11 protein-coding genes are annotated in these 14,084 nt (G+C 51.0%); 2 read left to right on the top strand and 9 right to left on the bottom strand.

The features are described from left to right. Positions 1–23: 23 nt before the first annotated feature. Positions 24–2,057, bottom strand: coding sequence for a methionine--tRNA ligase (gene metG, locus WLO31_RS13545; RefSeq protein ID WP_435927129.1), 2,034 nt, complete (start codon positions 2,055–2,057; stop codon positions 24–26). Between the two features lie 162 nt (positions 2,058–2,219). On the opposite strand from metG, the gene apbC reads away from it, so the two are divergent. After that, positions 2,220–3,332, top strand: a complete 1,113-nt coding sequence (gene apbC / locus WLO31_RS13540) for an iron-sulfur cluster carrier protein ApbC (protein ID WP_435927127.1) — start codon at positions 2,220–2,222, stop codon at positions 3,330–3,332. Between the two features lie 86 nt (positions 3,333–3,418). On the opposite strand, the gene WLO31_RS13535 is transcribed toward apbC, so the two are convergent. Beyond that, a complete protein-coding gene (locus WLO31_RS13535; protein WP_435927124.1) occupies positions 3,419–3,841 on the bottom strand; it encodes a GNAT family N-acetyltransferase in 423 nt (140 codons plus the stop codon). A gap of 138 nt (positions 3,842–3,979) precedes the next feature. Here WLO31_RS13535 and WLO31_RS13530 point away from each other — a divergent pair, with 138 nt between their 5' ends. Continuing rightward, the gene (locus tag WLO31_RS13530) at positions 3,980–4,444 is read left to right on the top strand and encodes a DUF1456 family protein (protein WP_435927123.1); all 465 of its coding nucleotides are present in this window, start codon (positions 3,980–3,982) and stop codon (positions 4,442–4,444) included. A gap of 75 nt (positions 4,445–4,519) precedes the next feature. Here the strand turns inward: WLO31_RS13530 and WLO31_RS13525 are convergent, their stop codons facing one another. The 7 genes from WLO31_RS13525 to WLO31_RS13495 all read right to left on the bottom strand — a co-directional run bounded on the left by WLO31_RS13525 (position 4,520) and on the right by WLO31_RS13495 (position 13,723). Continuing rightward, positions 4,520–5,515 carry a TIGR04086 family membrane protein gene (locus WLO31_RS13525; RefSeq protein ID WP_435927122.1) on the bottom strand — a complete coding sequence of 332 codons (996 nt, stop codon included), beginning with the start codon at positions 5,513–5,515 and terminating at the stop codon, positions 4,520–4,522. Positions 5,516–5,690: 175 nt separating this feature from the next. After that, positions 5,691–5,837, bottom strand: coding sequence for a hypothetical protein (locus WLO31_RS13520; RefSeq protein ID WP_435927121.1), 147 nt, complete (start codon positions 5,835–5,837; stop codon positions 5,691–5,693). A gap of 440 nt (positions 5,838–6,277) precedes the next feature. Then, on the bottom strand, positions 6,278–8,698 hold the full coding sequence (locus tag WLO31_RS13515) for a DUF3772 domain-containing protein (protein WP_435927120.1): 2,421 nt from the start codon (positions 8,696–8,698) through the stop codon (positions 6,278–6,280). Between the two features lie 222 nt (positions 8,699–8,920). Continuing rightward, positions 8,921–10,060, bottom strand: coding sequence for an ABC transporter permease (locus tag WLO31_RS13510; RefSeq protein ID WP_435930607.1), 1,140 nt, complete (start codon positions 10,058–10,060; stop codon positions 8,921–8,923). Continuing rightward, on the bottom strand, positions 10,041–10,964 hold the full coding sequence (locus WLO31_RS13505) for an ABC transporter ATP-binding protein (RefSeq protein WP_435927119.1): 924 nt from the start codon (positions 10,962–10,964) through the stop codon (positions 10,041–10,043). The genes WLO31_RS13510 and WLO31_RS13505 overlap by 20 nt, the downstream gene beginning before the upstream one ends. Continuing rightward, positions 10,957–11,922: an HlyD family secretion protein gene (locus WLO31_RS13500; protein ID WP_435927118.1), complete on the bottom strand. Its 966-nt coding sequence runs from the start codon at positions 11,920–11,922 to the stop codon at positions 10,957–10,959. The genes WLO31_RS13505 and WLO31_RS13500 overlap by 8 nt, the downstream gene beginning before the upstream one ends. Before the next feature lie 115 nt (positions 11,923–12,037). Continuing rightward, the gene (locus WLO31_RS13495) at positions 12,038–13,723 is read right to left on the bottom strand and encodes a lysophospholipid acyltransferase family protein (protein WP_435927117.1); all 1,686 of its coding nucleotides are present in this window, start codon (positions 13,721–13,723) and stop codon (positions 12,038–12,040) included. Positions 13,724–14,084 lie beyond the last annotated feature (361 nt).

Raw genomic sequence — 14,084 nt, 5'->3', positions numbered from 1 at the left:
GGCTCGCCGGGGTATTTTAGTTGTTATTTAACAGCCATTCCTGGCTGCGCGCCGCTGTCCGGGCTTAGCAGGAAGATATCTTTTCCGCCAGGACCTGCCGCCATCACCATCCCTTCAGAGATGCCGAAGCGCATTTTACGCGGCGCAAGGTTAGCCACCATTACCGTCAGGCGGCCTTCCAGTTTCGCAGGCTCCGGATAAGCGGAACGAATGCCGGAGAATACGTTGCGTTTCTCGCCGCCCAGATCCAGCGTCAGGCGCAGCAGCTTGTCCGAGCCTTCCACGAACTCCGCTTTTTCGATCAGCGCGATACGCAAATCTACTTTGGCGAAGTCATCAAAGGCGATGGTTTCACCAATCGGATCCTCCGCCAGCGGGCCGGTAGCCGGTGGGCGTGCTGCTTTCACCTCTTCTTTCGAGGCTTCAACCAGCGCTTCAACCTGCTTCAAATCGACGCGGTTATACAGCGCTTTGAAGTTGTTCACCTTATGGTTGAGCAACGGCTGCTGGATGGCATCCCAGGTCAGCTCACAGTTCAGGAAGGCTTCAGCACGTTCGGCAAGCGTTGGCAGAACCGGCTTCAGCCAGGTCATCAGCACGCGGAACATATTGATACCCATGGTGCAGATGGACTGCAGGTCGGCATCGCGGCCTTCCTGTTTTGCCACCACCCACGGAGCCTGTTCGTCAACGTAGCGGTTTGCCACATCGGCAAGCGCCATGATTTCACGCACCGCGCGGCCAAACTCGCGGCTTTCCCACGCTTCGCCAACGCTTGCTGCGGCATCGGTAAAGGTTTTGTACAGCGCCGGGTCGGCAATTTCCGCAGACAGCTGGCCGTCAAAGCGTTTGGCGATAAAGCCCGCGTTACGGGAGGCCAGGTTCACCACTTTGTTGACGATGTCGCTGTTCACGCGCTGCACGAAATCTTCCAGATTCAGGTCGATATCGTCGATGCGGGAAGAGAGCTTCGCGGTGTAGTAGTAGCGCAGGCTGTCGGCGTCGAAGTGGTTCAGCCAGGTGCTGGCCTTAATGAAGGTGCCGCGAGATTTGGACATCTTCGCGCCGTTCACCGTCACATAGCCGTGAACAAACAGATTGGTAGGTTTGCGGAAGCCGCTGCCTTCCAGCATCGCCGGCCAGAACAGGCTGTGGAAGTAAACGATATCTTTACCGATGAAGTGGTACAGCTCGGCGGTGGAGTCTTTCTTCCAGTATTCGTCGAAGCTTGCCGTGTCGCCGCGCTTGTCGCAGAGGTTTTTAAATGAACCCATATAGCCGATTGGCGCGTCCAGCCAGACGTAGAAGTATTTGCCCGGCGCGTCCGGGATTTCAAAGCCAAAATAAGGCGCATCGCGGGAAATATCCCACTGTTGCAGGCCTGACTCGAACCACTCCTGCATTTTGTTCGCCACCTGCTCCTGCAGCGCACCGCTGCGCGTCCAGGCCTGCAGCATTTCGCTAAACGACGGCAAATCAAAGAAAAAGTGCTCGGAGTCACGCATTTCAGGCGTAGCGCCGGAGACTACGGATTTCGGATCGATAAGCTCGGTTGGGCTGTAGGTCGCGCCGCACACTTCGCAGTTATCGCCGTACTGATCCGGTGATTTACATTTCGGGCAGGTGCCTTTGACGAAACGGTCCGGCAGGAACATGCCTTTTTCCGGATCGTAAAGCTGGGAGATAGTGCGGTTTTTAATGAAGCCGTTCTCTTTCAGACGACCATAAATCACCGACGCCAGCTCGCGGTTTTCATCGCTGTGCGTGGAGTGATAGTTGTCATAGCTGATATTGAAGCCGGCGAAATCCGTCTGATGCTCCTGGCTCATTGCACCAATCATCTGCTCCGGCGTAATGCCTAACTGCTGCGCTTTCAGCATGATAGGTGTGCCGTGCGCGTCGTCCGCGCAGATGAAGTTGACCGTGTTGCCGCGCATTCGTTGGTAACGGACCCAGACATCAGCCTGAATATGCTCCAGCATGTGACCGAGGTGGATTGAGCCGTTAGCGTACGGAAGTGCGCACGTTACCAATAATTTTTTCGCGACATGAGCCATAGTAGGAATTGCATCTTCTAAAGAGAAAAGGGCTTTGATGTTAACCGAAAGCCCGCCCTGCGGTAAACCACACAAGGTGCACAAGGAAATTTTATCGCCCCTTGCGGCATCTGGTATGCTTAGCAAACTGCAATGTACGATAAAAAAACATAAGGAGTCGGGATGAACTCTCAATCCCAGGCAAGTAAATCCCCCGAGCAGTTGCGCGCGATGGTCGCCGGGACGCTGGCCAATTTTCAGCACCCAACCCTGAAGCACAATCTCACCGTGCTTAAAGGCCTGCATCACGTCGCTATGCTTGACGATACGCTGCACGTTGAGCTGTTAATGCCGTTTGTATGGAAAAGCGGCTTTGAAGCGCTGCAGGAGGAGTGCAGTTCAGATTTGCTGCGCATCACCGGCGCGAAAGCCGTGGACTGGAAGCTCAGCCATAACGTCGCCACCTTAAAACGTGTGAAAAACCATCCTGGCATCAACGGCGTAAAAAATATTATCGCCGTAAGCTCCGGTAAAGGCGGAGTAGGGAAGTCCAGCACCGCGGTGAACCTGGCGCTGGCGCTGGCTGCCGAAGGGGCGAAGGTCGGTATTCTGGACGCGGATATCTACGGCCCGTCGATTCCAAACATGCTGGGTGCCGAACATGAACGTCCTACCTCTCCGGACGGCACGCACATGACGCCAATCTCCGCGCATGGCCTTGCGACCAACTCCATTGGTTATCTGGTCACCGATGAAAACGCCATGGTGTGGCGCGGCCCAATGGCAAGCAAAGCGCTGATGCAGATGCTGCAGGAAACCATGTGGCCGGATCTGGATTATCTGGTGCTGGATATGCCGCCGGGCACCGGCGACATTCAGCTTACCCTTGCGCAAAACATCCCGGTAACGGGCGCGGTGGTTGTCACCACGCCGCAGGACATCGCGCTAATCGACGCCCGCAAGGGCATTGTGATGTTCGAAAAAGTTGATGTGCCGGTGCTGGGCATCGTTGAGAACATGAGTATGCATATCTGCAGCAACTGCGGCCACCATGAGCCAATTTTCGGCACCGGCGGCGCGCAGAAGCTGGCGGACCAGTATCATATTGCGCTGCTGGGCCAGATGCCGCTGCATATCACGCTGCGTGAGGATCTGGATGCCGGCAAGCCTACGGTCATCAGCCGGCCGGACAGCGAGTTCACCGCTATCTACCGCCAGCTGGCGGGACGCGTGGCGGCTCAGCTTTACTGGCAGGGTGAAGTGATCCCTGCGGATATTGCCTTCAGAGCCGTGTGATCCTTTGTGGCGGATGGCGCAGCTTATCCGCCCTGTCATAGTTGCTTTTTGTTACGTAGGGCGGATAAGCCTGCGCCATCCGCCGTTCACACCACAAAATGCATCAAAAAATATTCCCCGTCCGGCCCTTCGCCGCTCGCTTCAATCTTCCAGCCGTGGCGCTGATAAAACGCAACCGCGCGATGGTTCTTCTGCAGGCATTTTAGCGCGCCGGTGCTGGTGAATTCCGACTGCACTTTTTCCAGCAGGGCGAGACCTGCGCCCCGACCCTGATGCTCAGGCGCCACAAACAGGTTATGCAGGAAGTTGTCATTCACCCATACCGAGGCAAATCCCAGCCGGTGCCCGTTTTCTTCCGCCACCCAGATTTGCTCGTTTTTAATCGCTTCATCGAAATCTTCCAGCCGCCAGGCGCTGCCGTCCAGCCACGGCCAGGCTTTACGCCGGGCATGCAGATACAGGGTTCTTAAAAAAGGGCGATCGCTTTCGCTCCAGGGACGAATGACCACGGCATACTCCTTCCATTTTAAAAAAAACGCTCCTCGCTGAGAGGCGCGGGGAGCCAAAGCGGTGTAGTTTTTATTACAATATCCCCGCTTCTCTATATACTGCCCGCTTTTCGAGAGTTTGAACGAGAGATACTCACCATGATGAATAACGACGTATTACGCAGCGTGCGCTACATGCTGAACCTGAACAATAATGACATGGTGAAAATTTTCGCCCTGACAGATACCGCGGTCACCAATGAGCAAATCGTCACCTGGACCAAAAAGGAAGACGAAGAGAAGTTTCAGCTCTGTCCGGATATCCTGATGGCGCACTTCTTAAACGGCCTGATTTACTTCCGCCGTGGCAAAGACGAAAGCAAGCCGGCGCCAAAGATTGAACGCAAGATGACTAATAACATCATCCTGAAAAAGCTGCGTATCGCGTTCGATCTTAAAACTGACGACGTGCTGGAGATTCTGACTTCGCAGGAATTCCGCATCTCCATGCCGGAAATTACCGCCATGATGCGTGCGCCAGAGCATAAGAATTACCGTGAGTGCGGCGACCAGTTCCTGCGCTACTTCCTGCGTGGCTTAACCGCGCGCGTGCAGAAAAAGTAAATTTTTGCTGTTATCAGCAGCAGGGCGGGTAAGCAAAACGCCACCCGCCCCGGCAACCATCTTTACGTCAGGTTTTTATAAAGGACGATCGGTTGTCACCACCACTTCAGGCTGTGAGCGACGGCCAAACATCCCCATTGCACCGGCAAGAACCGCTTCAATAATAAACATGAAGAAGGCGAACCAGCTTGCTTTCGCTGTGGCGGCTGCTGCTTTATCTGCCGCTTCGCGAGCTTTTTGCTCGGCCTCTTTCTTCATCTCTTCATATTTAGCTCGGGCCGCCTGATAGTTTTTCTCAGTCTGGGCCACTATCTGTTCTGCTTCCGCATCCGATTTACCTGTTCTGGCGATAATGATATTTTTCAGCGCCTCGCGATCGGCTGCCTGGAAGGTGCTTTCATTTCTCTGGGCCAGGCCTTTAATAAAGCTGCTTACATCGCCGCCCTGATTTAGCTGATTCTGCGCCCGATCGCCTTCATTTTGCGCCTGGTTTTGCAGCGCCTCAGGCTGCAGTTCCGGTTTGCCCGTTTGACGCAATGTCGTTTCCAGCTCATTTTGCAGATTATCAAGATTAATATTATTTTCCTGCAGCTTCTCTTTCGTCATCTGCGTGACCGAAGGCGCAACCGCGGAAATTCCGCTGCCCAGAGCTTGCAGGCCCGCGCCAGCAACGTTTGCTGCGCCGCTCATTGCGCTGTTAGCCAGGGAAATTAAAAACCAAGTACAAATCAACGTGTTGACGCCAAACATTAACACGCCATGCAGCGCTCCTTCACGATGAGCCAGCCGCCCGCTAATATACCCACCGGCCGCAATGGCAATTAACATGCTTATACCGGTCCAGATGGCGGCGCCGGTGGCAATTCCGTCCATCGGGTGCTGCTCTTGCAAAGGATCTATCGTGGTGGTGCCAATTGCCGTGCCCAGAATAGCGAGCAGTAAATAAACCACCATAGATATAACTACGCCAGCAAAAATAGCGCTCCAGGAAATTCGTTTCAGCGGTAAATAATTACGTCTGACATAGGCAAGGTCGTAATCTCTATTATCAGGAGCTTGAGGATCTATCATGGCGGATCTCCCTATTTTCAACATTGAAAGTGAGATGAGAAAGGAACTATAAGATTAAAATCTAGCTCTTAATTTAAATTCTGTGAAGGAAGCTTGAGTAAATTAATAAAAAAAGCCGCCGGAGAAGTGCCCTGGTTTCAAAAGAGCAGTTTACCAATGCGGCTTATCGAATTAACTATAATGGCCTTGCAGGATCTGTGGGTTCAATAATCCTGTCCGGGTCTTCAGGATCGATATCATCCGGTAAAGGCTCATCGTCAGGGCTACGAGGAACAGGTTCGTCATCAGGAAGCGGATCAACAAAATCAGGGCGTTCGGACATATTAACCTCCAACTAAAACCTGCGTTAATTGGCCTAATCAAAACTCATTTCTGGTTTTGTTTAGGTTTCTTTTCATCGTTTTTAGGCGTTTTTTCCGGGTTCTTAGGCTGACTTTTCGAAACCTGTAAAATAATGTTTTTCATCATAAACTCCGGGAGAGTAAGTAGCATTTTGCTACTCTCGAAGTATAGTTATTTACTCTTGTTACCGCGAGCGAGGCGGCATATATAAAAGAAGGCGGAAGAGGAGTAACTTTAAAGGGATTTAAAATCGATGGGCTTTTCATCAGCTTATAAATAAACACTCAGGATTATATCTGCGCTGCTGGTTTAATTATTTGTTTAGCATGCACAAAGCGCCCCCGCGTTTTCTGCCCGTCGGGTGCTTAGTCGCTATGGAAAAAGCGGGCCACGGGCTGAATCTGGCCGTGACCCGGCCGGTCATTCCCTGACCGCCAGCCTGTTGGCAGGTTTTTCAAGGATCATGGTTTGCGTCTGGCTGAGGCTGATGCCCGCGGCGCGGAGCATTTTGAGGATTTCATACAGCAGATCGCTGCGCGTTGAGCTGACCATGCGCGGGCTATTCACATAGCCGGTTACGCTCAGCACAATTCCGGTTGGCCCCAGCTCTTTAAAGCTCACCGATGGCGGTGGGTTTTCCAGTATGGACTCATGCAGGGTGTAGGCCTCAAGCAGTAAATTGCGCACCTGCTCTGGATCGATATCCAGCGGGAAGGTCAGCGCGATAGTGGCTACGCCCTGCGCATTGCCCATAGTGGCGTTGCGTACGTTCTGCGAAATGAGCTGCGAGTTCGGCACTATTACCGTGGATTTATCCCCCAGCTGTATTTCAGTGGCGCGCACGTTGATGCGGCGAATATCGCCTTCCACGCCGCTGATGCTGACCAGATCGCCCACTTTTACCGGTCGTTCAGTGAGCAGAATAAGGCCGGAGATAAAGTTCTTCACAATCTCCTGTAAACCAAAACCAATACCTACCGACAGGGCGCTGACGATCCATGCCAGCTTGTTCCATTCGATACCGAGCATTGAGAGCGTCAGCATGATGATAAGCACGTAGCCTACGTTGGTGAACAGCGTCACCAGCGAGGCGCGCAGGCCCCTGTCCATCATGGTTTTCGGCAGGAAATCGTTATCCAGCCACCGGCGCGTGGAGCGCAGCATGTACCAGCCAATCCCCAGGCACATCACGGCGTTCATCGCATGCGCCGGGATGATGTTCATCCCTTCAAGGCCTTTACCGCCCCAGATATCCACGATCTTGCTCAGCAATTCCAGCGGCGTGGTGGTGCCGAATGTACCATTAAGTAGCGCAACGGCCGCCATCAGCAGCAGGGACGTTTTGCCTACTGCGGAAAATAAGGTGGAGGCGAGCGACAGATGACGATCGTTAACGCTCAGCGTGCTCTTAAGGATTTTGCCGCTGTGGGTGGTTGGGGAAAACACGCTTTCGCACAAATCCACCACGAAGTGAATAAGCAGATACAGGCAGCTGACCACCAGACCAATCCACAGCAGTTCAAAGGTCACAAAGCGCGCCAGCGGGATGTAGCCTATCAGCAACGCCAGCAGGATCACGAAAGCCGTCAGGCTGATAATCAGATGGATAATGCCGGCAAGCGTGGAGCGGGCTTCGGTTTGCTCTCCCTCTGCACGCATCTTTCGGCGCATACGGTTGACGCGAACCGGCGCAACGAGGCAGTTAAAGGCAACCAACAACGCCGCCAGACCGTTGCCGAACAGGGTGGCGTCAATGCTTGCTCCGACCAGCGCGTTCAGCTGCTCAATAATGCCGAAGAGAAAGATAAACGTCGCCAGCAGAACAGGGAAGGCGGCCAGCGTTTTAGCCAGCGGATCGGCAATGCCCGGCAGACGCCAGGAAGGATGGCGATTGGAAAGTAACGCCATCCCCAGACCGGCAATTAACGCTGAGAAGTAGGTGAGTCCAATAAGCTGATCCGCAAATTCAGCCACCTGTTCAGCGGTATCCGGCAGGCGCGTAAAAATATAGCAAATCAGCTGCATGCTGATGCCCAGCGTCAGCATGGTGCTCAGGGTGGTGAAACAGGCCAGGAAGCTGCGGCGGAAACGCCCCTGCGGCAGCCAGCGCGGCAGGATCCAGTTAATCGGCGCATCCAGCGCTCTGCGGCCGAACAGACCAACGCCCAGCGCCAGAAGCAGGTAGAATCCGGTGCCGAAACGCCACTCTTCTTCCCATGCCTGATCCCAGGCGTCGCTGACTTGAGAGCCAAAGTTATCAAAGCGGGCCGCATCTTTGGCGCTGGGATCGGTAAGCGGCGTCCAGAATTTCTCACTCAGGATGCTGCCGGTGTTCAGGGCTATCTGCGTTTTCAGCGCATCGCGGCGCAGGCCGTTAATCTGGCCCGACAGGTTTTGCGCGCCCACGGCGATGGCTTTGGTTTGCTCGATTTGCGTGGTGAGAAGCGTTTTGCTGTTATTTAACTGTTTACGCTGGCTGACGACCTGCGGGGTTTCCGCCAGCGTGCCCGGCGCGGGCGCCGGGCCAAGGACATCCAGCTGGGCCCGGACCTGCGTCAGCTGCGGCGCCAGGGCTACCGCCAGCTGTTCGGCGTCGGCTACAAGTTTTAACGCATCGTCGTTCAGGCTGGTTAACTGCTTATCAAGTTTTGCGCTCGAGGCCCGCTGCTTTAGCGAATCCAGACGTTTTTGCAGCGCCGGCAGCTCGCTGCTGGCATTCACTTTTACCGGCTGTTCAGCGTCGGACTGGCCGGTGCTTTCATCAGCCTGGGACAGAAACGGGGTGAACATCAAACAGGACAACAATGCCAGTAATAACGGCACTCTTAACATTTTTTGCATAGCAGAATGTACCCGAAGATCCGAAAAATAACGATGTGAAAGCAACCGGCTAAGGATACGCGTAATTTGCAGGAAAAATAGTTCTGTTTGTCTGACTCAGGGGAGCGATTCACTTCTGCCTGGTCTCGTGCAGGAGAGGGCTGATGGCTACATAAGCTCAGGCGGCGGTTTATTCGCCCATCACGCCGCCTGAGGCGTTCTTCAACGGGCTGGCATAACGCTTTAGTCCAGTGTTTTATGGTACATCTTTAATCCTATTCCGATAACAATAACGGCTATGGCAATCAGCGGCAGGAGCGACGGCATTAATTCAGCGGCCGTATATCCTTTCAGCATCACCCCCTTTACCAGCCGGATAAAGTAGGTCAGCGGTAAACAGGAGCCAATCGCCTGCGCCCAGCCGGGCATACTGATAAAAGGGCTGATAAAACCGGAAAGCATAATGGAGGGAATAAAATAAAATGAAGACATCTGCAGCGCCTGCAGTTGGCTTTGCGCCACGCTTGAAATGGCAATCCCTATTGAAAGACAGAGGAAGATATAGACCACCAGAATCGTAAAGAGCAGGAAAAAGTTGCCGGCCAGCGGAATGTCGAACAGAAAGACGGCGGATAGCAGGATCAGTAAAGACTGAAACATACCGATAAGTATAAAGGGCGTAATTTTGCCAACGATCACTTCCAGACTGGTCAACGGCGAAATCAGTAAATTTTCTATCGCGCCATTTTCACGTTCACGGGTGATGGATAATGCGGTCATCAAAATAAGCGTGGTGCTGAGGATGGAACCAATAATGCCGGGGATAGTGTTGTACTGAGTAATGCCTTCTGGATTAAACATGCGGTGAATAACCAGCTCAAAATTATCGCTTGCCTCCTCGGTTCTCAACGCCTGCGGGAGATCGTGCTGAAACATCGACTTAGCTGCCTGCACAATGGCGCTCAGGGCGTTGCCGATGGTCATGGGATCGATAGCATCCCCCTGAATTAAAATCTGCGGTTTTTCTCCGCGTAAAAGCTTTTCCGTAAAACCCTGCGGAATGGTAACAATAAAGATGACATCTCCTCTGACAAAAGCGTTATTCGCTTCCTCTTCAGACGCCATCTGGCGCATAGAAAAATAGCTGGTATTTTGCGCAGCGGTGACAAAAACCTGGCTCATGCGCGCATTGTCATAGTTCAATAAGGCCGTGGGAACCTGCCTTGGGTCCATCTGCACCGCATAACCCAGAATAATGAGCTGAAATATCGGCGTTAAAATCAGCATGCTGATGCTGATTTTATCTCTGCGAAGCTCATGTATCTCTTTAATCACAACGCCAATCCAGCGAGTGAAAGAAAAATTAAGCATTAATTTTTTCACCATTATTTTTCATTAACCAGGTAAACGCATCTTCAAGGTTGGTATCCACCTTAGCAATAGCGTAACTGTCATCCGTTATCGTTGAGATAAGCGCCATTAACCGCCCTTCATCCCGCGAGGTAACAAAGAGGTTATTGCCAAAAATAACCGTCTGCTCAACTTCCGGAAACGGCTGTAACCGATTTTCCAGGGCCGACAGGCCGGCGCCGGCGATTTTTATAGTGGTCAGATTCAGCGCCTGAATAATGGACGGGATAGTCCCATTAGCTAATAAATGGCCGTATGAGAGATAGGCCACTTTATGGCAGCGTTCCGCTTCATCCATATAATGCGTACTGACCAGAATAGAAACGCCTTTATCGGATAGCTGGTGCAGCGTATGCCAGAATTCCCGACGGGCTTTGGGGTCCACGCCTGCCGTCGGCTCATCAAGGAAAAGCAAAGAAGGCTGGTGCAGCATACAGGCAGCGAGCGCCATTCTCTGCTTCCACCCGCCGGAGAGTACGCCTGCCAGCTGATGCTGCCGGGATTCCAGCCCCAGCTCGGCAAGCGTTTGCTCAACTTGCTTCCTGCGCTGTTTCAGATTATGCAGTCGGGCAATAAACAGTAAATTCTCACGGATGGTCAGATTTTCCCACATGGAGAAATGCTGGGTCATATAGCCGATACGTTTTTTCAGGGCGTCCCGCTGAGTGAAGATATCCATTCCCAGACAATGACCGGTGCCTGAGTCTGGCGTAATCAGGCCGCACATCATTCGAATAGAGGTGGTTTTTCCGCTGCCGTTTGGCCCAAGAAATCCGTAAATCTCCCCGCGTGCAACCTGAAGAGAAAAATCTTTCACCGCATGATGATGGCCGAAATGTTTATTGAGATGATGAACATCAATACAAAATTCACTCATTGGTGAGGAGCTCCACATTAAAGGGCTGCCCGATTTTTATCAGGCCAGCCTGGGCAACGGCGGGAACGGCTTCGACCATGAAGAGCAGTTTTTCACGCCGCCTGGTGCTGTAAATAACGGGAGGGGTGTATTCCGCTTTAGGACTAATGTAATTAATAACGGCCAAAATATTTTCGCTGCAGTTATCACATGACAACAGCGCTTTCATGCCAACGCGCAGGGTCCCCAGCTGGCTTTCAGGGACAAAAAAACGGATTTTAATATTATCGTCTGGCAGCAAACTGATTATTGGTTTCCCACCCAGCGGGCGTTCTCCGCGGCGATAAAGAATGTCATAAACCTGCGCATCCTGGGGGGCGACCAGCGTACTTTGCTGAAAATTCCATTCGGCTTGATCCCACTGTAATTTTGCGGCAGCGACGCGTGATGCCTGATTGTTTATCTCCTCCTGGCGGGCAGGAAGTTGCCTGGCCTGCAGCTGGTAGGTCAGTTCTTTTACCTGTGCGCTCTTTTGTGCATGTTCGTCGTTGATATTTTCCCATTCGGCAGCAGAAACGACACGTGTTGCGTAAAGTTTGCGATAACGCTCAAGCTGACGCTGGGCCCGATTTGCCGCAGAGCGGGCGCGCTCAAGCTGCGAGCGGATAATGTCCAGCTCCTGAGGCCTGTAGCCAGATTCCAGGTTCGCCAGCAGGGCCTTTTCAGCCTGATAGTTTTTTTCTGCGCGCTGGCGCGCATTTGCCGCCGTAAACTTTTCCATTTCAACTAAAGCCTGCCCTGCAATGACTCTTTCTCCTTTTTTGACCAGCAGGCGTTCGATTTTTTCCGTGTCGGAAGAAGAGATATAGATGAAGTCCCCCTGGGAATAACCAGAGTAAAGTCCTGTAGCTGCTGAATCGCAGCCTCCTGTGCTCAGAGCAGAGATGAGAATAAGTATTTGCCTGTTAAAGTACTTCATTGAAATATAGATCCATATGAAAAATAACCGATCGCAGTATCTGCCATTGTTTTCCGTAAGGTAAAAGATGTATCGCCATGAGCATATTTTAAGCGTAGCTATGCTAAATAAAGTGCTATTGCTGATTTTCGTAATAATGTTTGAAGTACATTTCTTTCAGGCTGTTAATTTCGCAAAGGTTTAATCCCGCAATAGAATTAAAGCTGTCGTCTTTAGCGAATGATAAAATTTTTGAACCTCCCGGCCGATACCATTTTGCCGCTTGTTTATAGGGCCAGGGCAGCTCGCAACCCTGTGCTTTAAGACCCTCCTGCAGTCTTTTCCAGTCACCAAAAAAATCATCGCCTGAAAAGGAATGGCGCAATGCGGTTTTCTCTACCCGGTATGGGTTGACCGGCATACATATCTGCTCGTCAGTAGAAAAATAAAGCTGATAAAACGTCGTAATAAGCTGTTGAGCTTCCGCAGCACAGGAGTCAGGAATGGTCAATACGCCCAGGAAATAATTATATTCCGGGTGCCGCTTAGTAAAACAGAAAATCCCCTGCCATAAACAGTCGAGCGCATTAGTCTTCTGATGATGTGGCTGAATAAAACCTCGGCCGATTTCAAAGCTTTTTTCGAGATAGGGTAAGGCGTTATCGTGATAGTTAAAAAGGCTATTACTATACAGCCCTTTTAATCCTTCACCGGCTGGTAATTCTCCCACGGGAATAATGCGGTAGGCTCCTACGATTTCACCGTTCTGTGGATGCCATAAAATAATATGATTATAATACAGGTCATAACGATCGGTATCGCGTTTTGTTCCGCTACCGGCCCCAAGCTCACGAAAGCAAATCTCTCTTAAGCGGCCCAATTCATTAATCACAGGTGAGGCGTCCTCTCCCTGATAGCGATAAAGTAAAATAACTTTGCCATCGCTGAAGATTTTTAAAATCTCACATTGGTTTACGGCGTTAATTAATTCATGCTTATTTTCCGGCCTTGCTATGGCGGGAAGCGTAGGCAAGATGCCAGGTTCGTTATTTCCAGTCAGCAAAAGATGGTGCCGACACTGCTCGGCAAACTGGGGGAAAAGTTCTTTAGTGAAAGCGGCCGGGGGTAACTTAATCTGCTCTCCTATCTTAATTCTTAGCGTCTTTCCCCGGTGCCTCATGCTTTCCCGTACGATCATCAGGTTAGATAACTTACGCCACAGCATCGCGGTTAAATAATACCGGATGCTGTTACGGCCTTTGATATGAATGGGTATCAATGCAGTATTATTTCTTATGGCGAGCTGTACAAAGCCTACATTCCATGGCTGCTCCTGCAACCCGGAAAGGGAAATTTTTGCCAGCTTTCCAGCAGGGCAAATAATCAATACGCCGCCTTTTTTAAGATGCGAATTCATTTCTGCAAACTGGCGATGGCTCATTTTACCCGCCATGTTTTTTATGCCAATGGTAATATCTTTTACGGCCGGGCAGATCATTGGTAGTACATGGTTTGCTACTATCTTAATATCTTTCCTTACCCTGGATATGGTCGTTATCAGCGCTGCCCCATCCATTACCGTTGGATGATTAGAGATTACAATCACCGGACCCTTGCGGGGAATGTTATCATAATCCTCGCGCTGAACTTCACAGCTAAAGCGGAGTGATTCCACTAAATATTGCACCCAATCCACACCATTTTTTCCAGCGCTGCCCTGTAACTGTGACTTTCCGAACGCCAGTTTCACCAGCCATAACTGGAAGGGAGAAAGAGGTTTGTCCGGAAAGAATTCTTTGATGATGTGATTTAAAGCATTCATATTTTGCGAAACGTCCTTTACATGAACAGATAAATTTAATGCAATTTACGTTTTTAAATTAACCTGTGTCAATCAAGTTAGGGTGGTTTAAGCTTTTTTCATAATTGAATAGAAATGTTTATAGTTTTATTCGTTTATGGCTAAAAAATTCATAAAAATAAACATCAATTTTTATTTTTTATGCCTTGTTTATTAATCTTAAATAAAATTCTTTTGAATGCTTTTCAGTCAAGTTCATATAATTTCATAAGAAGGTAAATAAATTTAGCTCTCGTTCTCAATTCCTGTTTTTTTATGCTGGCGGCATAAGGGGTTCAATCCATAACGAGGAGATGCGACAAGGCTACAACCTGAGACAGCC

Source organism: Dryocola sharpae (assembly GCF_051307055.1).
Lineage (GTDB): Bacteria > Pseudomonadota > Gammaproteobacteria > Enterobacterales > Enterobacteriaceae > Dryocola.
The sequence above is the reverse complement of the archived record's forward strand: the minus strand, read 5'-3'. Positions and strand labels throughout refer to the sequence as shown.

Coding starts and splice junctions, on each gene's coding strand:
- apbC (WP_435927127.1), top strand. CDS start 2,220: ATGAACTCTCAATCCCAGGCAAGTAAATCCCCCGAGCAGTTGCGCGCG.
- WLO31_RS13515 (WP_435927120.1), bottom strand. CDS start 8,698: ATGCAAAAAATGTTAAGAGTGCCGTTATTACTGGCATTGTTGTCCTGT.
- WLO31_RS13495 (WP_435927117.1), bottom strand. CDS start 13,723: ATGAATGCTTTAAATCACATCATCAAAGAATTCTTTCCGGACAAACCT.
- WLO31_RS13500 (WP_435927118.1), bottom strand. CDS start 11,922: ATGAAGTACTTTAACAGGCAAATACTTATTCTCATCTCTGCTCTGAGC.
- WLO31_RS13520 (WP_435927121.1), bottom strand. CDS start 5,837: ATGTCCGAACGCCCTGATTTTGTTGATCCGCTTCCTGATGACGAACCT.
- metG (WP_435927129.1), bottom strand. CDS start 2,057: ATGGCTCATGTCGCGAAAAAATTATTGGTAACGTGCGCACTTCCGTAC.
- WLO31_RS13525 (WP_435927122.1), bottom strand. CDS start 5,515: ATGATAGATCCTCAAGCTCCTGATAATAGAGATTACGACCTTGCCTAT.
- WLO31_RS13505 (WP_435927119.1), bottom strand. CDS start 10,964: ATGAGTGAATTTTGTATTGATGTTCATCATCTCAATAAACATTTCGGC.
- WLO31_RS13530 (WP_435927123.1), top strand. CDS start 3,980: ATGATGAATAACGACGTATTACGCAGCGTGCGCTACATGCTGAACCTG.